The 17,869-nt window shown below is 34.3% G+C and carries 15 protein-coding genes; 9 read left to right on the forward strand and 6 right to left on the reverse strand.

Going from position 1 to position 17,869, the window contains the following annotated elements:
* Positions 1 to 8: 8 nt before the first annotated feature.
* The 4 genes from I580_RS16530 to I580_RS13490 all read left to right on the forward strand — a co-directional run bounded on the left by I580_RS16530 (position 9) and on the right by I580_RS13490 (position 5,644).
* Positions 9 to 2,534 carry a leucine-rich repeat domain-containing protein gene (locus I580_RS16530; RefSeq protein ID WP_010772065.1) on the forward strand — a complete coding sequence of 842 codons (2,526 nt, stop codon included), beginning with the start codon at positions 9 to 11 and terminating at the stop codon, positions 2,532 to 2,534.
* 86 nt (positions 2,535 to 2,620) lie between these two features.
* Positions 2,621 to 3,196: a TetR/AcrR family transcriptional regulator gene (locus tag I580_RS13480; protein WP_010772066.1), complete on the forward strand. Its 576-nt coding sequence runs from the start codon at positions 2,621 to 2,623 to the stop codon at positions 3,194 to 3,196.
* Positions 3,197 to 3,304: 108 nt separating this feature from the next.
* A complete protein-coding gene (locus I580_RS13485) occupies positions 3,305 to 4,999 on the forward strand; it encodes an oleate hydratase (protein WP_010772067.1) in 1,695 nt (564 codons plus the stop codon).
* Between the two features lie 423 nt (positions 5,000 to 5,422).
* Positions 5,423 to 5,644 (forward strand): hypothetical protein, encoded by a 222-nt coding sequence (locus I580_RS13490; protein ID WP_010772068.1) that lies wholly within the window; start codon positions 5,423 to 5,425, stop codon positions 5,642 to 5,644.
* A 60-nt stretch (positions 5,645 to 5,704) separates the two neighbouring features.
* Here the strand turns inward: I580_RS13490 and I580_RS13495 are convergent, their stop codons facing one another.
* Positions 5,705 to 6,442 carry a class A sortase gene (locus I580_RS13495; protein ID WP_010772069.1) on the reverse strand — a complete coding sequence of 246 codons (738 nt, stop codon included), beginning with the start codon at positions 6,440 to 6,442 and terminating at the stop codon, positions 5,705 to 5,707.
* Positions 6,443 to 8,040: 1,598 nt separating this feature from the next.
* On the opposite strand from I580_RS13495, the gene I580_RS13500 reads away from it, so the two are divergent.
* Together I580_RS13500 and I580_RS13510 are read left to right on the forward strand one after the other, a co-directional pair.
* Positions 8,041 to 8,946: an ATP-binding cassette domain-containing protein gene (locus I580_RS13500; RefSeq protein WP_010772070.1), complete on the forward strand. Its 906-nt coding sequence runs from the start codon at positions 8,041 to 8,043 to the stop codon at positions 8,944 to 8,946.
* A 1,733-nt stretch (positions 8,947 to 10,679) separates the two neighbouring features.
* Positions 10,680 to 11,462 carry a hypothetical protein gene (locus tag I580_RS13510; protein WP_034860317.1) on the forward strand — a complete coding sequence of 261 codons (783 nt, stop codon included), beginning with the start codon at positions 10,680 to 10,682 and terminating at the stop codon, positions 11,460 to 11,462.
* Between the two features lie 61 nt (positions 11,463 to 11,523).
* Here the strand turns inward: I580_RS13510 and I580_RS13515 are convergent, their stop codons facing one another.
* A complete protein-coding gene (locus tag I580_RS13515) occupies positions 11,524 to 12,291 on the reverse strand; it encodes a MurR/RpiR family transcriptional regulator (RefSeq protein ID WP_010772073.1) in 768 nt (255 codons plus the stop codon).
* Between the two features lie 199 nt (positions 12,292 to 12,490).
* Between I580_RS13515 and I580_RS13520 the strand changes: the two genes are divergently transcribed.
* Genes I580_RS13520 through I580_RS13530 form a run of 3 tightly spaced genes read left to right on the forward strand, consistent with a single transcriptional unit; the run spans position 12,491 to position 15,488 of the window.
* Positions 12,491 to 13,873, forward strand: a complete 1,383-nt coding sequence (locus tag I580_RS13520; protein ID WP_010772074.1) for a glycoside hydrolase family 1 protein — start codon at positions 12,491 to 12,493, stop codon at positions 13,871 to 13,873.
* A gap of 23 nt (positions 13,874 to 13,896) precedes the next feature.
* Positions 13,897 to 15,222: a PTS sugar transporter subunit IIC gene (locus tag I580_RS13525; RefSeq protein WP_034860318.1), complete on the forward strand. Its 1,326-nt coding sequence runs from the start codon at positions 13,897 to 13,899 to the stop codon at positions 15,220 to 15,222.
* 23 nt (positions 15,223 to 15,245) lie between these two features.
* Entirely contained in the window at positions 15,246 to 15,488 is a 243-nt protein-coding gene (locus I580_RS13530) for a hypothetical protein (protein ID WP_010772076.1), read from the forward strand.
* Positions 15,489 to 15,699: 211 nt separating this feature from the next.
* Here I580_RS13530 and I580_RS13535 read toward each other — a convergent pair whose 3' ends face one another.
* The 4 genes from I580_RS13535 to I580_RS13550 all read right to left on the reverse strand — a co-directional run bounded on the left by I580_RS13535 (position 15,700) and on the right by I580_RS13550 (position 17,844).
* The gene (locus I580_RS13535) at positions 15,700 to 16,098 is read right to left on the reverse strand and encodes a DUF1622 domain-containing protein (RefSeq protein ID WP_010772077.1); all 399 of its coding nucleotides are present in this window, start codon (positions 16,096 to 16,098) and stop codon (positions 15,700 to 15,702) included.
* A 41-nt stretch (positions 16,099 to 16,139) separates the two neighbouring features.
* Positions 16,140 to 16,874 (reverse strand): class I SAM-dependent methyltransferase, encoded by a 735-nt coding sequence (locus I580_RS13540; RefSeq protein WP_010772078.1) that lies wholly within the window; start codon positions 16,872 to 16,874, stop codon positions 16,140 to 16,142.
* 95 nt (positions 16,875 to 16,969) lie between these two features.
* The gene (locus tag I580_RS13545) at positions 16,970 to 17,353 is read right to left on the reverse strand and encodes an ACT domain-containing protein (RefSeq protein ID WP_010772079.1); all 384 of its coding nucleotides are present in this window, start codon (positions 17,351 to 17,353) and stop codon (positions 16,970 to 16,972) included.
* Positions 17,344 to 17,844 carry a GNAT family N-acetyltransferase gene (locus I580_RS13550; RefSeq protein WP_010772080.1) on the reverse strand — a complete coding sequence of 167 codons (501 nt, stop codon included), beginning with the start codon at positions 17,842 to 17,844 and terminating at the stop codon, positions 17,344 to 17,346. The genes I580_RS13545 and I580_RS13550 overlap by 10 nt, the downstream gene beginning before the upstream one ends.
* Between the last annotated feature and the right edge of the window lie 25 nt (positions 17,845 to 17,869).

Genomic DNA, 17,869 nt, shown 5'->3' on the forward strand with positions numbered 1-17,869 from the left:
GATGAGAAATGGAAAGTAAAAAAGGTATTGTATTATTTAGTTGTTTGGTTATGCTAAGTTTGTTTGCCAGCAATTTTCCGCTAAATGCAATTGCAGAAAATCAAGTAACAGAGCAAATCGAACTGAAAGTGCTCAAAAATGAATGGATCATTGCTGACTCATATAGAGTAGGGCAAGATAGTTATGTTACAGGTGAAGTCTTGTCGACAGCTATCAAAAAGATTGAGATGCATGTGAATGGGAAAGTTATAAGAGGTGGAATAATCTATGCAGATAATTCATATGAAATTGAAGCAGAAGATACAATTCGTAGTTTGGAAGATAAAGTTGAAGTTGTAGGTTTGGATCGAAAGGGTAAAGAACTAAGTCGCCAAATAGTTGCTTTGGAAAAAGCAGAAATCACCCTAAGTGCTGCAGATTATACGATGTTCGATGAAGAAATCACAGGAGTCGCAGGTAACAAGATGGACGAGGTTTCATTATTGATTGAAGGAGAAATCATAGATACAGTCAAAGTAAATGGAGATCAAACATTTGTTATTTCAGTTGAACCAAGAGAAATTACTTCAATTAAAGATCATGTGGAAATCGTCGGATCAGTGGCTGGGAGAGAATTGGGAAGAATCGCAGTTACCTTAAATCCATTTGGTTTAGATGCAGAACTTCCAAACTATGTTCTAGGGAAAAATCAAAAAGTCACCGGAAAACTGACAGGTAAAGACTTAACAAAAGCACAAAAAGTTCGTTTGTTCGTCAATCGTAAACGTTATACAACGGTAGATATCAAGCCTGATGGAACATTTGAGATTGATTCGGCAGTCTTTATTACGGATATCAAAGATAATGTGCAGATTTCTGTGTTGAATGAAAAAGGCAATGAAATTGGTCGATATCAAATAATTGTAACTTCGGAAGGTAAAACATTTAGTGAATGGTTTCCAGATCCGCATTTTGCATCATTAGTTGCAGAAACAATGAAAAAAAATGTTGAGCAAAAGGTTAGTGAAGAAGAATTTCTAAGCATTGTTAAATTTGAAATGGATAATAATGATACTGTTTCTTTAGAAGGAATACAATATTTAAAAAATTTAGAACATCTACGTTTTTTTGGTGTTGAAGATATTGATGTTAATAATATTAGTAAAATAAGTGATATAACACAATTAAGCAACTTAACCAATCTTAAATATCTTGCTATGGGACATAATCAAGTTAGTGATATAAGTGCTCTCAGGAATTTAGTCAATCTTAAAACGCTTATAATAAGTAGCGAACAAGTCAAAGACTTCAGTATACTAAGTAATTTAACTAATCTTGAAGATATTCATGTATTTAATAATCATCTATGTGATCTAAGTTTTTTAAGAAACCTTATCAAACTGAAGTCTTTGGCCATCTATTGTAATCAAGTTGATGATATCAGTTCATTAGCGAATTTACAAAACCTTGAAAAACTTACTATTGGGCCTGGTTCCCTAAGTGATATTAGCTCGTTAAACAATTTAACTAATCTTAAACAACTTGAACTTAGTAATAATGAGATTAGTGACATTGATTCATTAAATAATTTAGAAAAACTTGAACAGCTTTTTCTTACAAGTAATCAAATAAATGATATAAGTGCATTGAAAAAAATGATAAATCTCAAAAAACTTCAAATTGGAGATAATAAGATCGAAGATATTAGTGCGTTAAATGATATGACTCAGCTTGAGCAACTATTTCTTTATAGAAATCAAATAAAGAATATTATTCCATTGAAAAGATTAATAAATCTTAAAGATCTTCGAATTAATAATAATGACATAAAGGACATCAGTCCATTAAATGATAAAGAAGCGCTTGAAATCCTTGAATTTGGAGAGAATCAAGTGAATGATATCAGTCCGTTGGGGAATTTACACCAACTAAGTACTCTTTCAGTAGCTCGTAATGAAATTAGTAATATAGATTCGTTAAAGAACTTAATGAATCTTAAGTCCCTTAATTTAAATCATAATAACATTAGCGATATAAGTGTACTAGAGAAAATGCATTTACTTGAAACTTTTTCTATTGATAGAAATAAGGTCAGTGATCTTAGTTCATTAGCAAATCTAGTAAACCTTAGGTATATTTCTATAGAAAGCAATCAAATTAATGATATTAGTTCGTTAGCTAATCTAACTCTTCAAAATTTTAATGCATCTAATAACCAAATAAAAGATATTACTCCGCTTTCTTATCATCGATATTTTATTGAGTGTGATATAAGTGATCAAAACATTGTTTTTGAGCAGCAACTAATATCAAATGATAAAAGGCTAACAATCTCAAATCCGATTATGGGATTAAAAGATAATTGGATATTTGATGTAGATTATATTAGCAATAATGGAGTTTATTCTAAAATGGAGAATCTTCTTATTTGGGAAGGATTAAGTGATGCAGGGGAAGTGGATTTTAAATTTAACCTTGAACCAGAAATGTTAGCAGAGTGGTGGCATAAATTCCAATATAGTGGAACTGTAACGATTTCTTATGAGAAACGATAGAATTACTTAAAAATCTCTCAAAACCTTATATTTCCCCCAACTTTTTTGGTATGATGAACCTATCTAAAAAAAGTGAGGAAAAAAATATGAGCGAATCACAAATAACAAAAAAAGCAATCTCAGCTGCATTGATTGAATTATGTGATCATAAATTGTTCAGTAAAATCAGTGTTCAGGATATTACCAAAGAAGTAGGGTTAAATCGCCAGACCTTCTATTATCACTTTACCGACAAACAAGATCTTTTGCGCTGGATTTACACGCATGATGCGTTGATCTATTTAGACTCACCAGAAGTCAGTATCGATAATTGGGAAGAGCAAGCGTTAAAAATGCTTAAAGCAATCCAATCAAAAAGTGATTTCTATTATAATACAGTCAGTTCAGATTCGGATATTTTAAGAACGTGTTTTTCTACGATTACAAATAAATTGTTTATTAATTTATTCGATCAAGTAGATAAAGAAAATCAGCTGCTTCCAGAAGACAAGATATTCTACGCTCGTTTCTTTTCATATGGCTGTAGCGGTGTTTTGATTGATTGGATTTTAAACAGCTATAAGGAGTCTCCGTTAGAAATCGCTACACAATTATTCCGTTTGGCTAAAGATACTGAATTCTTCTCTTATCGCTTGTATGCTCAAGAAAATGAACTGTTGTGACAAATTGTCCATTGTGTCTAAAAAGAAGACAGAATGGAAAGGCTATCACAAGACATTTTCATAGAATCATTGTACGCTAGGTTCATCAATTGAATCGGAGGGATTCTCATGAAAAAAAGACATATTGGGTTAGCTGCAGCAGGTGCATTAGGTGCGGCGTTCCTTGCAAAAAAAGTATCCGCTGAAAAGAAAGTAGAAAAAGCTGCTGAGGTAGAAGAAGAAATCAACAGCCGCTATTATGGAGACAAACAAGTTTACCTAATCGGTGGTGGAATTGCGACTATGGCAGCAGCTGCTTACTTGATTCGTGATGCGAACTTCAATGGGAAGAATATCCATGTGATCGAAGGCATGAAAATTCTCGGCGGAAGCAATGACGGGATTGGGACCAATGAAAAAGGTTTTGTCGCTCGTGGTGGGCGGATGTTAAATGAAGAAACGTACGAAAACTTCTGGGAATTATTCAGTAGTATTCCTTCACTTGAATGGCCTAATCACAGTGTAACAGATGAAATTTTAAATTTTGATCACTTACATCCAACACATGCTCAGGCACGTTTAGTTACAAAAAACCAAGAAATCCTTGATGCCCATACGATGGGTTTTGATAATGAAGACCGTTTAGCGATGACTAAATTATTAGGAGCGTCAGAAGAAAGTTTAGATGGTGTGACGATTGAAGAATGGTTTGGACCACATTTCTTTGAAACGAATTTCTGGTATATGTGGCAAACAACTTTTGCTTTCCAAAAATGGAGCAGTGCCTTTGAATTACGTCGCTATATGAATCGAATGATTTTAGAATTTTCTCGTATCGATACATTAGAAGGCGTCACACGTACACCATTGAATCAATACGATAGCGTGATTTTACCCTTAAAAGCGTTTCTAGAAAAACATGGGGTAGACTTTACTTTAAATGAAGATGTGATTGATTTAGAATTTAAACCAGGATCTGAAATCACTGTGACCGCTTTGAAACTTGGTAATGGCGAAACAATTGAGCTAAATGAAGAAGATGTTGTGATCATGACCAACGGAACGATGACAGATAGTTCAACAGAAGGTGATTGGAGCACACCAGCACCAGAAGTTACAGAAGAATCTCGTTCGGCACGACTATGGCGCAATATTGCCAAGAAAAAAGCTGGATTAGGCAATCCTGAACCATTCTTTGGCAACGAAGCTGAGACCAACTGGGAAAGCTTTACTGTCACTTGTCGTGGTGATAAATTATTAAAACGAATCGAAGAATTTTCTGGCAATATTCCTGGATCTGGGGCTTTGATGACCTTGAAAGATTCAAGTTGGTTGATGAGTACCGTTGTGGCGGCGCAACCTCATTTTAAAAATCAAGATCCTGATACCACGATTTTCTGGGGATATGGCATTTATACAGATAAAGTCGGCGATTATGTGAAAAAACCAATGCGTGATTGCACGGGTGAAGAAATTTTATACGAATGGATTTGTCAAATGGGTTGGCAAGCGGATTGGGATGAAATCATCAAAGATGTTGTGAATGTGATTCCGGCCTATATGCCATATATCGATGCCCAGTTCCAACCACGTAAAATGACGGATCGTCCTCAAGTTGTTCCTGAAAATAGCACAAACTTTGCAATGGTCAGTCAATTTGTGGAAATTCCAAAAGATATGGTCTTTACAGAAGAGTATTCAGTCCGTGCGGCAAGAATTGCTGTGTATACCTTATTTGATATTAATAAGGAAATTATTCCAGTAACACCTTACAATCGTGATCCTAAAGTGTTGGCAAAAGCCGCACAAACAATGTTTAGATAATAAAGTTTGAGGTTGGGACAGAAGTGTTTCATTCCGAGAACCACATAGATACTGTTCTACATCAACTCGTGCTTCGTCGTGTGTCACAGCAATTTCAGCCTATTTCCGAAGGGATTGCTTTGGCCCTCTATCGATTATCTAGATTCCACGTGAGTGGGAAATAACTCGAAGCGTTATTTCCCAGCTTTTTTTGTGGAGAAAATCCCAAAAGAATAGTTACCCACGAAAAATGCTAGTCACAAGACGAGTACAACGAAACGCAATCAAAACAAGTCGCTTTAAATGATACAGAATCATTTGCCTAGAAAAATCTCAGCCTTTAGATGGATGTATCTCTCAAGAAAAAAACGTACAATAGAAAAGTAGAGAAATGACCAAGAGAAAAATATTAGATAAAGTGAAACGAGATTGGGGATATGAATCATGAAGCGTTTATTTAAAACAGTTGTATTTGAGATGAGTTTGTATTATGGGGTACTAGCGATTGTTTTACCTTTGATTTATGCAGTGACTTATCATGTAGGCATTGTATCTGTTTTTAACGTAGAATGGTTTGCTGTGACAGTGTTTATGTATCCTGCTGTACTTGTTTTGTCAGCGATTCGTTATGGTTATTGTCGCATGAGAAAAACTAGTCATTTGTAAATAAAATTGAAATAAGCTAGGGCAGAAGTTAGTACTTCCAGCCTAGCTTATTTTAGAATTTTATAAGGTTAATTGTTCCATATTAAATGCATCTGTCATAGCTTGAGTTGCTTGTTTCATTGGTGTAACAGATTCTAATTCACCTTGAACTGCAATTCGTGTCGTTGCATACATGTCACCACATGTAATCAATGTAATCATCTTCTTATCTGGGACGTCATCGATCAACTCCACTCTAGAAGGATCGATTTTTTCAACATAAGTGATTTTATATGTATACACATTGTTTAAATCAGTCGTATAAATCAATTCTCCTGGTTTTGAATATTCCAACGGTGAAAACAGAGAAATCATATCCTGCACACGGTGACTAGCAAGAGCATAATTACCTTTACCCATTTCTTGATCAGGTTTCATTGTTCCAGCACCAGTTAGCAAAACAACATTATCCAACCCTCTAAAAATAGGTAAGTTGATTTTCACATCTGGAAGAGCAACTGCACCAACAACGGGTAAGTTTTTATTTGCAAGCTGAGCTTTTAAGACAGCTTCTGTGCTAAGAGATTCAACTGCTGCAAAATCAAAAGAAGTATCCGTTTGATTATTCTTTTCAATAATTTCAGGAGTTAGTTTTTCTATTGCATACTCTTTTCCATTTTGTTGGATCAGCCAATTTCTGATTTGGGTATTGAAAACCAGAGCTAAACCAACAATCAATAATAGGAATAGGAAGATATTGATCAGCCAATTTTTTTTTCTTGATTTTTTCTTTTTAGGGCGTTCTTTTCTTGAGGCCATAAGCTTCCTCCTTTTTTATATAAGTGTATCATAAATTAAAATGAAACCCTAGTTTAAAATCTTTATTTTTTTATAAATATGATTGTTTAAAAGGATGATTTTTTGTGAGTAGTGATTTTTATATTTAAGGTTGGTGGCCATTATGTTCCGGAAAATAAATTTATAAATTAATAGAAGTAGCAACAAGTAAACGACCTAGATTATAGAAGCAAAAGGCCCTGATAGATAAATAAGTTCTTCAGTTGTTTGTAGATACTGAAGAGTTGTCCTGTGATAAAGAAGTAACGGAAGCCAAAATAGCATTGTTTGAGCATGTTGAAAAAATCAATAGCTATTAAAATGCGATTTTTTAAGTGAACAAAAAATAAGATTATCTTAGTTTTTGTTCTTTAATATCTCATATACGTACTTGCAAAATAACTCCATTTGAAGCTATTTCTTTAATTAAGGGCAATGGACCTTGTAGCTCATATTTAATTTGTGATTCTATACTGTTTTCACCCCTTTAACTATAATAGAGCATTTGTGCAGCAAAAGTTATGCAAAATTAGAGTATATTCAAAAGTGATCTTGTACTATTTAAAAAGAAAATTTACAATAAGGAATGTTAGGAACACGAACAAGGATTGCCTTATTTCCTTTGATTGAATGGTACAAACAACCAACCAATTTAACATTTTGAGTGGCAATATGGGACGGAAAAAGACCGATTATATTAAAATAGGTAAGTTGTGGTTTTTATTGTGGGAGGAGAATTGCGTGTTGAAAAATAAAATTTTGTAAGTATGGTAATATTTGGAGAACAAATTTTCAATTGTATGATAAACAAATGACGCACAAATACCAAACGCAGGGGCATGTTCGCAAATAGAAGAAATGGACTCTATTATTTAGAGTTAGTAAATAGAACACGTAGGAAATAGATTAAAATAACGAAGAGTGAAATGTTTAGAATGTAAAAGGGAGTGTTTTCAGTTTTTCAGTAGGTATAAAAACAGACCAAGTTAAATTCACAAAGAGAGCACCTTTATCGGTTGATAAGGGTGCTGCTTTGGTTAAACGAGAATTTGTCTACTGTAGGATTAAATAACATGTTTTATTTATAAATATTTTTAGTCAGAATTAATATAATTAACTTTTACCTGCAAAAGCATATCCATTTGAAGTGCCACCATCGAATAGCCATCACATATAGTTTATAGCAAACATCCCCTTCTCATATTAGAACTCCTTAAAAAATTGTAATTTTACATGATTCCACATATTAACCACCAATACCAAGGCTTTCTTTCCACTGCGTTTCCTCCTTTCTTTTGTAAAATAGATATCTGTTTGCTTACTTATATAGATAGGATATATTAATAAAAACGTAATTTTTTTTATTGAAATTCAAAGAATAAATATTTTACATTTCTAATTCTTATATTTTTAACATAGTATTTTAATAAATAGACTTTAATTTTGGTTAGAATAAATACTATCGATTAATTAGCAAATTCCTAAAAGTGTCATTAAATCTAGCTTATTTTTTTAAGTATAGTTATTACGAAAATAACGTTGACTTTTAGAGATGTATTATATATATTATAGATAATAGAATGGTGATATATCGATTAGATAATGATGAGTCTAAACCTCCGGGAATGATTTTGTCGTCATCTATTTCACTTTTTCAAACGTATTCGAGTCTAGGTGTTATAAAAGTTTCGTTAGAACGAATTTCAGATATTTTTGATGAACATTCAGAAAATATTTTAAGTACACAGGAGAATACCCTAAAAAGTAGTTTTGAAGAAATTTCTTTTTCAAATGTGAGCTTTAAGTATTCAGTTAACTCAAAAAATGTTCTTCAAAATATAAACTTGAATATTTTGAGAGGAGAGACTATTTCTTTTGTAGGCTCTACGGGATGTGGTAAAAGTACGTTAGTAAAACTATTAGTTGGACTATATGAGCCTACTGATGGTAATATCCAAGTTGATGGTTTTCGAATAGAAGCTATTAAACATCTAATAAGTATTGTCCCTCAAGAAAATATGTTATCAAATAAAACAATTAAAGAAAATTTATTGGTTGGAACTACGGATATTGATGATCAAGCAATAATATCAGCTTGTAAAAGAGCAGAAATATATGATGAAATTATGAAAATGCCGCTGCAGTTTAATAGTATAATTTCTGAGATAGGAGATAACATTTCTGGGGGACAGAAGCAGAGAATATCGATAGCTAGATCGCTACTGCATAATCCTAAGATATTAATTTTAGATGAAGCTACTAGTTCATTAGACAACATAACAGAAGCAAAAATAGAAAATAATTTAAAAGGTATGAACTGTACAATAATAAAAATAGCTCACCGATTAGAAACAGTTATTAATTCAAACTGTATATACTATTTGGAGTCTGGAAAAATTGTAGAGCAAGGTTCTCATAATGAGTTGATTTCAAAAAAAGGAAGATATTATAATTTATACAAGAACAAGACAGAAAGGAGATCATAATGAAAAAATTATTAGCAGTTTTAAAAAGCCCATTAGTATACATTTTTATTTTGTGGTTTTGTTATCTTTCAATAACTCAAAAAAGTCTAAATCAAAAATTTATGGTTATAATTTTAGTGATATACACAATATTACTTTTAATAAGTTTCTATAGAGAATATAAAGAGAAGTAATATACCAAGGGCGATTAAAAATGAAAAACAGTTGTAATTTTTCCTTTTAAAGTGCATTCTAAAGAGGTAAAAAAATCGAATAATTGCCCAAAAATGACATAAATAAAAATTGTTAGCTTAAAGTTGGACTGGGAAACCGTCTTTAAGAACTTTAATTGATAAACTAAGCTATCGTCTTAAACTGGCTACATGAGCTTGGGACGTAAGTAAAATCCAGATACCAGTCAACTTGATTGGCATCTGGATTATTTTTTTGTATAAAATAAGAACACAAATCAAGGCGGTCTTCTTCTAGATTTTAGTTTTCAGTTGAAAAAAATGATCTTACGTTTTTCGTTGACCAATCAGTTGAAAGTATTCCTGAGGAACGTTCTCTTCCTTCCGACCATCAAGTGGGTCCATCTTTCTATCATCCAAAAATGATGATGATGATGATTTTGCGTGCCTACACACAATTTGTGTTTTCTGGTCGAAAGATTGAAGCTAACGCAAATAAATATACCTTTGTTCGGAGAAAATCCATTGATAATTTTGATAAAAGGCTTACTGAAAAATCAAATTTTTTTATGATGAACTAGTGAAAATACAATTATTTCTGAAATTAAGTAGGAGTCTGTAAGGAGTTCACTGTAGCCGAATCAGGTCAGATTGAAGAAAAATTACACAAGTGGTAAACAAGTTTACAGAAAAATCGAACAGGTAGAAGGCGGTAACATGAGAAAAAATACTCATTCGAAGCGAAAAGTCCCGAAAAAATTAGAAAGTTATTTCATAACTTTAAAGAAAACTCGCTTGTTAAAAACATAAACAGGTTCTAGGGCAACGAAAAAGCTATTCTAGAACAGATCCAGATGCCATTTTTATGCGCTGAAAGACGATCATATGAAAAATGGTCAGTTAAAAGTGATGTTTGATTATAGCTGAGCTAGTAGTATTGTCGTTGTAATAGAATTAGACAGCTTAGGAAGAAATAACAAGAATATAACAGAGATTATGGAGAGAATTCTGCAAAAACGAACAACGTTAGAGGGAACGGCAAGCGCAAGGCATAGAGATTGCTAAAAAGAAAGGTAAGTTTATGGGGTGGAAATTTAAGTTTTCACCTGACGATAAGCAGCTAGCGCACGCCTTAAAATTATCAAAACAGAGCTTGAATGATTCAGACGAGGACAACTGGTATCGATTGGATAACCTTCAGATGATATCGGCTGAAATATGATACAGAACAAGTGATAAGATCAAGAGCAGTATTCAGCTAGAGATGTGCTGATTTGGTAGCTATACATGAACAGATATCAATGGAAATATTAAAATATCTTGATATTTCTCTTTAAGATGATATTATAGCGTTTATTATTTTGATGTTATTTGTTGGTTTTTTAATGGTTCTATCAAAAATGGCTTAAAAATATATCTCTTGCATATTTTTTGTATATCCACTATAGAAAGTGGGCACTTTTTAACTCTTTGTAACTGAATCTTAAAATAAAAGACACAAGCTTTTCTTTACGAAATATTGTAGAATGTAAGAGAAGGCAATTGACGGGGGTGATGGAACAAATGTTGGAATTGATTTATGTACATATTGATATGACGAGTAATGCAGTATTGTCAAAAGGGATCACACATACGGATTTTACGCGTTCCATTGTTCATCACCCTAAGAACCTGCTGTTACTAAACCCTTCAGCTGAAGAAGGTGAGTATGATATGCACAGCGGATTAAAGATCATTCGTGGTCAAGAGAATGTCGATCAATACTTTTCTACGGTTCATCGCCGTAAAATGAACGAAGAAATCAAATGGATCGATTTTTCGGATGTTACGATGCTTAAAGAATTAACGCCGATGGAAATTTCAGAGTTGCTTTATTTTGGTCATATGAAAACAAGCCTGCATTCACCGTTCTTTTACAAATTACAAAACGATTTCGTCTTTTTTGAATTTGTCGATCATATGACGCGAGTCTATTATCGTTATATCGATGAGTTTTATCGGATTTTGGCAGATAAGATCACTCGAGTGATTTTGGAGAAAGTCAACGATCGGAAGACATTCTTTAAGCGAGGCGTTTCAGTTGAGAAGTTGGATAGTGAACTATTGAAAGAAATGAAGCCGATTTTACAAGAAGGTGTTGTGTTCTGTTTCGATCAAATGGATGTTAAAGGAAAAGAATATCATATTCCAATTCATGTGGTAGAAGATTCTTTGTGGAAAACCAAAAATTTTGCCTATCAAAAAGAGCCAGTCATTGCAATTTTGATTTATAACACGGCAAAACGAACTTGGCGCTTGATGCAAGAAGATGAATTTGGTTTTACTGAGTTACCAAGACAAGCTTAATAAAATAAAAACAAACAAGCAGAAGCGTAAAAAACTTTTGCTTGTTTTTTTTTGAGCCTGTTTAGATGTTTTTTTGTAGTCTCAAGCGTTTAGCGATTTTTTCAATGAGAAAAAGAGCTGGTAGCTGAGAGGTTAGTTCAATTGTTTTGTCATGATTGTCGCTGGTTTTATAAATAGTCTCTCGATTTATGGTATAAGGAATGTTCAAATCAGACATTCTACTGATAGTTGAGCTATCGCTGTTTGTGATCGAAATAATCGAACATTTTTTTGTATTTAAGCGTTTAATATAATGAATAATTTCTTTTGTTTCTCCGGTAACAGATAATGCAATCACACAAGTTTGTGCCAGTATATTATCTGGAAACCACTCGATCGGATAGTTAGACGGATCTTCAATACGCAGTGCAGTCTGTGATAAATTCGTAAAATAAAGTGAACCGTAAGCGGCAATTGGTTCAGAAGAACCAGAACCTAAGAACAGCACTAAGCCCTTATCAGCCAACAAGGATACAGCTTGTCCAATCTTTTGATCAAGAAAGGGTTCATTCACACGTTCTAAAAAATGAATATGTTGTGTTTCATCAACATCGGCGATTTGGGCTTGGTTGATCGATTCGTAGTATAATTGTAGTTTTACTTTGAATTCAGAAAATCCGTTGCATTCAAACTTATGACAAAATCGTAAAATGCTAGCTGTGCTCGTATGAGTTTCATCGGCTAAGTCTCTAATACGCATGTACGTAACAGTCTTTAAGTTATTAGCGATATAATGATAAATTTCGTACTCTAAAGGATTCAAATCAGGAATATAATCTAAAAAAAGCATAATGTCCTCCTTATGGTTACAGACTGTGTCAAAATTGTGAAAAATGACAAAAGATGTCACTTATCACAAAGGAATGAAAGCGTATAACAAACATTATAATCAATGCTATACTCCAATTATAGGTTGTGAAAGCGCAATCTGCAAGTGAATTAAAATGATTTAATAATCCAACGTAAAATAAAATTGGAGGAGAGCGCAAATGAAGATAGAATTTCCAAAACCATTTTTTTGGGGAGCTGCATCAAGTGCTACACAATCAGAAGGAAGACAATTAACAGACGGAAAAGGAGAAAATATTTGGGATTATGCTTCCAAAGAGTACAACCATCGTTTTTATGAAGGTGTTACGACCGAAGATACCTCCTATTTTTATCGCGACTATCAACAGGATATTCAAAAAATGCAGGATATTTCTTTTAACTCATTCCGCACATCCATTTCGTGGTCACGTTTGATACCTAATGGAACGGGGGCCGTTAATCCTGAAGCGGTAATATTTTATAATAATATAATTAATGAAATGATTGCCAAAGGGGTAGAACCATTTATTAATTTGTATCATTTTGATATGCCGATGCCGCTTCAAAAAAAAGGCGGGTTTGAGAACAAAGAAGTGATTGAGGCGTATAAGCAATATGCTAAAACTTGTTTTGAACTATTTGGTGATCGAGTGACGTATTGGTTTACTTTCAATGAACCGATGATTCCAGCAGAAGCTGGTTATCTGCATGATCGTCATTATCCGTATGTGGTCGATTTTAAACGAGCTGCAATGGTTTTACACAATATCATTTTAGCGCATTGTGAAGCTGTCAAGGTATATCGTGAAATGAAACTAGCAGGAAAAATCGGAATCATTATGGATGTAATACCAGTTTATCCTCGCAGTCAAAATCCAGCAGATTTAGATGCGGCTGAAATGGCGGATTTATTTTATACAAAGAGTGTCAATGATGCGATTTTGAAGGGAAAATACCCAACTCGTTTAAAGGAAGTTTTAGAAGAATATGATCAATTACCAGAAGTAACAGTAGCAGACTTAGCGTTGATTGCTGCTACAAAGATTGATCTACTAGGTATTAATTATTATCGTCCTCGTAGAGTAAAAGCGAAAGAAGGTGTGCCGAATCCCAAGGGTGTATTCTCTCCAGAATGGTTCTTTGATGAGTATGTTATGCCAGGTAGACGAATGAATACATCTCGTGGAATTGAGATTTATCCTAGAGGTATTTATGATATTGCGAAAAAGATTCAGGTAGAATATGACAATATCGATTGGTTTGTTTCTGAGAATGGCATTGGGATCGAAGGAGAAGAGGCCTTCATCGAAGAAGGAATAGTGCAAGATGATTATCGAATCGATTTTTTGAAAGAGCATCTAACGTATTTAAATCAAGCGATGAAAGAAGGGAGTAATTGTTTAGGGTATCATATGTGGACATTTGTGGATTGTTGGTCTTGGGGCAATGCTTATAAAAATCGTTATGGTTTTTATAGATTGGATCTTGCAACTGGGGAAAAGACAGTCAAGAAATCTGGTTTATGGTTTAAAGAGACGGTTGAAAATAACGGGTTTGATTAAAGAAAGGAAAAGTGATTCTTATGATGAAAACGCTCGATAGTTTAGCGATGAAACTATTACCGATCGCAAATGCGATCGGCAATCAGCGACATTTACAAGCAATCAGAAATGGGTTGATTTCGATTTTACCATTGACGATTGTCGGCTCATTTTTTACAATTCTGCTAAATTTACCGATTCCTGGGTACTCTGAGATGATCGCGCCATACTTAGCCGCATTAGATGTTCCGTTTCGGTTTACTGTCGGATTGATGTCGCTATATGCTGCTTTTACAATTGGCTCGTTTCTCGGTAATACGTATAAATTAGATAAAATTACCAGTGGTTTTCTTTCGATGCTAGCAACGCTTTTGATGGTTATGCCGATCAATCTTCAAGAAGGTATGGATACTGCAGGAAATGCAGTGGCAAGTGGTCGCTATATTCCAATCACGCCACTTGGGTCACAAGGCTTGTTTGGTGCAATCGTAGCCGCGTTGATTTCAGTTGAGATTTATCGTTTTACAAAAGAGAAAAAGTTGGAAATCAAAATGCCAGAAGGCGTTCCGCCTGTTGTAGGGGAATCATTTGCTGCGTTATTGCCGACATTGTTAGTGATCTTGGTTTTCTGGATTCCTCGTCACTTCTTTAATTTCAATTTAAATGATTTATTAAGCTTGGCTATTTCCCCTTTGAAGGTATTTTTAACAGGAAATAATATTTTTGGTGGTATTATTACCCAATTCATGATTTGTTTGTTCTGGGCTTTGGGGATTCATGGACATGCTGTTTTAGGACCCATCATTCGTCCATTTTGGGATCAGGCGATTATAGAAAATGCGGAATTGTTTCAAAATGGAACGAGCGCATTTCAGTTGCCCAATATTTTTACAGAACAATTTTATCAATGGTATGCCCAAATGGGGGGGACTGGCGCAACGTTAGCACTTGTTTTCTTATTTTTATTTTCTAAATCAAAATATTTGAAGCAGTTAGGGAAATTATCGATTTTGCCAGGGATTTTCAATATTAATGAGCCTGTTATTTTTGGAACCCCGATCGTAATGAATCCGTTACTTGCGATCCCATTTATCACTGTTCCGATCGTTAATACAATTTTAGTTTACATTGTAACAACCTTAGGCTGGATGCCTAAAATGATGGTTAAGCCGCCATTTTCGATTCCAGCCCCATTAGGAGCGTTGATTACCTCGAATTGGAATTGGGTGGCTTGTGTAATGGTTTTTGTTTGTTTTGCCGTGTCATTAGCAATTTATTATCCATTCTTTAAAATGTTTGAAAAAATCCAAGTAGAGCAGGAACAACAGGCTGAACAAGAAGACTCTGCTGCGGTAAGTGAGGGGATTTAAAGGGAGCAAAGGAGGAGTCAGAAATGGTTTATGTCGTGAGTGGATGTGTTATTTTCGGTACGCATTATTTGCTGAAAGAAAATCAATGGTTGCTTCAAAAGAAGCTTTGGCAATTGATGTTGAGCGCTATCTTGATTGTTGGTGTTACGGTGATATTCAGCACGTGGGTCGGTTCATTATTCCCAGTTATTGGGGCAACGTTGATGTGTGCAACGATTTTACAAATTAAGTATACACATCAATTAGCTGTTCAAAGGTTAGGATAAAAAGAGAGGAGAGCAAGGGGTGTGGAACAAAAGTAAAAATCACTTTTGTTTCACACCCTAAATGCGAATAAACGGTGGAAGCAGTAGCAATCCTCCCCGCTCTCTCAATACGAATAAACAGTGAGAAAAAGGAGATCCTTTGGAAATAAGCTAAACACTTCTGTCCTAAGCTCGTTTGTTTAGTCAATTGCTTGGGTCTAAACGACTGTTGTCAAAGTTTCTTTTTTTCTTCGGTTTCATTTTCTTTGTCTTTTAAAGCATCTTCAATTTCTTTATGCAAGAAGTAAGAAATCACGGTTCGGATGACCACTAGGATTGCTAATTTTAAAATGTCTTGGAAAGTTGGTTTGATGATCGATTCAATAATATCTGCAGCAATCAGTATTTCTAAACTAAGTAGAATGTAGCTGCCTAGAAAACTTTTTATAAAATTGTTTTGGCGTGCCATCACGACCCGATTTCGATCTGTTCGTTCACTTTTTAGAAAATCAATACCTGCCATGATCACGCCCCAGATTAAGACTACGATTGAAAAAATATTTAATGCTAAAATAAATAAATCAAAAAACGGAATCAAATTATTCATGATATTTTGAGCTAAATCGTGCATCTATATTCCACCTTTTTCAGCATTTAAGAAAAGTTCTTACCCTATTTATTTTTTTTAGCAGAAACCAATAACATCATAGGCCTCCGTAACTCATCACGCATTTGAGCACTTGCTTCGAGCATTTCAGGAGCAGGCATGGGTTCAACTAAACGAGTGATTTGAAAGCCGTTTGTTAATAGTCCATCTAAATAAGTGGTCAGTGTTTTGTGATATTTCAATACCGTTTCGCCTAAAAAAGTTGTTTCACGAATACTTTCATCAAAATAATGATCGACAGGCCAATAAAGTGGGTGTCCTTCTGTATCATAAACCCAGTCTTCTGTTCCTTGCGCTGTAAAAATCGGATGTTCTGCAGAAAAGACAAAAGCGCCGTCAGGATTCAGGCGATGATTGACTTTTTTAGCCATTTCATCAAATGAAGGAACATAGTGGAGTGCTAAAGAACTAATCACGATATCAAATGTTTCCTCTAACTTATCAATGTCATTCATTCCCATTAAATGATAAGTGATTTTTGAAGAATCTGTCATTTCTTTGGCTTTTTCGATCATTCGCTCAGAAAGATCAATTCCGATTACTTTTTTTGCGCCATGTTCAACTGCATAACGGCAATGCCAACCATAGCCGCAGCCGAGATCCAGAACGGTTTTTCCAGTGAAATCAGGGAGTAGTTTTTTCAATTCATGCCATTCACCAGCACCGTCTAGTCCTTTTTTTGAACGATCCATTTGACTGTAGGCTTCAAAAAAATTAGGGTTATCATATTCGTTTTTCATGATAGGCTCCTTTTAATAAACGTGTTCTTATTTAATTAATTGTACCAGATTGTTCAGATAATACCCATAAAAGAGGTTTTTAGTGGGGATTTCTTTTATTCGAAAGTATGACCATGTTTTTTTAACACTTGAATAGCTTTTTCTTTGTTTGTATTTTTGATTAAAAGGTAATCAGTGTTGTAAGTGGATAAAGCGAAAATCGAAATCTGATTTTCGGCTAATGGATTGGCTAATTGTGTCAAAATACCAACCAAAGAAAAATCTAGTTCACCGATGATTTGAATAATGAACCAGTCTCCATCGACAGATAGGGCATGTTCGGTATCAAGAACACCAGAAGGGACGACCATCGAGCATTCATCTTGTGTGTAAGTAACGCTTTTGAATGACTTGATTTCTTGAAATAGAGTGGGGATAGGTGTTTCAATAGGAAATTTTATGATGGCGTAGTTTAGGGTATCTAATAGTTTTAACTGCATTGATTTTCCTCCGAGTCGCTTTTTTTAATTGGGATTTCTAAAAAGACTTGGGAACCATAAACAGATGGGAGACAATTACCGGTATCTTTGAAACCTGCTTGCCGACATAATGATTGGGTAATGACATTGTCTTCATTAACGACGATGATAAGTTGATCGATAGCTGGAAAATGTTGATGAATGAATGCAGGTAATAAATAAGTTGCTTGTTTAGCGTACCCTTTCCCTAAATGTCGGTAATCAGTGGAAAAGTCCTGCACTAAGATACTGTTTTCATTAGTAGAAAAAGGGCTGCTGCCTTTTGCTTCATAAAGAGTTAAAAAGGCAACGAGTTGATTGTTTTCAAAAACGAGAACAGCGTGGCGTTGTGGATCTTTCTTGGTTAGAGCAATAGCAATCTTAGGTTCACGGACATAACGGAGTTTCTTTTCTGATAAGCAGTAATTATGAATAAGCGTTTGGTCTAGCTCCTCATACATTTTCAGGTACATGATTTTTTCCTCCTGCTTCGCGTAA

Origin of the sequence: Enterococcus caccae ATCC BAA-1240, from assembly GCF_000407145.1 — a bacterium.
Taxonomy (GTDB): domain Bacteria; phylum Bacillota; class Bacilli; order Lactobacillales; family Enterococcaceae; genus Enterococcus_L; species Enterococcus_L caccae.

Coding starts and splice junctions, on each gene's coding strand:
- I580_RS13490 (WP_010772068.1), top strand. CDS start 5,423: ATGAAGCGTTTATTTAAAACAGTTGTATTTGAGATGAGTTTGTATTAT.
- I580_RS13510 (WP_034860317.1), top strand. CDS start 10,680: ATGTTGGAATTGATTTATGTACATATTGATATGACGAGTAATGCAGTA.
- I580_RS13530 (WP_010772076.1), top strand. CDS start 15,246: ATGGTTTATGTCGTGAGTGGATGTGTTATTTTCGGTACGCATTATTTG.
- I580_RS13520 (WP_010772074.1), top strand. CDS start 12,491: ATGAAGATAGAATTTCCAAAACCATTTTTTTGGGGAGCTGCATCAAGT.
- I580_RS13550 (WP_010772080.1), bottom strand. CDS start 17,844: ATGTACCTGAAAATGTATGAGGAGCTAGACCAAACGCTTATTCATAAT.
- I580_RS16530 (WP_010772065.1), top strand. CDS start 9: ATGGAAAGTAAAAAAGGTATTGTATTATTTAGTTGTTTGGTTATGCTA.
- I580_RS13485 (WP_010772067.1), top strand. CDS start 3,305: ATGAAAAAAAGACATATTGGGTTAGCTGCAGCAGGTGCATTAGGTGCG.
- I580_RS13495 (WP_010772069.1), bottom strand. CDS start 6,442: ATGGCCTCAAGAAAAGAACGCCCTAAAAAGAAAAAATCAAGAAAAAAA.
- I580_RS13525 (WP_034860318.1), top strand. CDS start 13,897: ATGAAAACGCTCGATAGTTTAGCGATGAAACTATTACCGATCGCAAAT.
- I580_RS13535 (WP_010772077.1), bottom strand. CDS start 16,098: ATGCACGATTTAGCTCAAAATATCATGAATAATTTGATTCCGTTTTTT.
- I580_RS13540 (WP_010772078.1), bottom strand. CDS start 16,874: ATGAAAAACGAATATGATAACCCTAATTTTTTTGAAGCCTACAGTCAA.
- I580_RS13545 (WP_010772079.1), bottom strand. CDS start 17,353: ATGCAGTTAAAACTATTAGATACCCTAAACTACGCCATCATAAAATTT.
- I580_RS13500 (WP_010772070.1), top strand. CDS start 8,041: ATGGTGATATATCGATTAGATAATGATGAGTCTAAACCTCCGGGAATG.
- I580_RS13515 (WP_010772073.1), bottom strand. CDS start 12,291: ATGCTTTTTTTAGATTATATTCCTGATTTGAATCCTTTAGAGTACGAA.
- I580_RS13480 (WP_010772066.1), top strand. CDS start 2,621: ATGAGCGAATCACAAATAACAAAAAAAGCAATCTCAGCTGCATTGATT.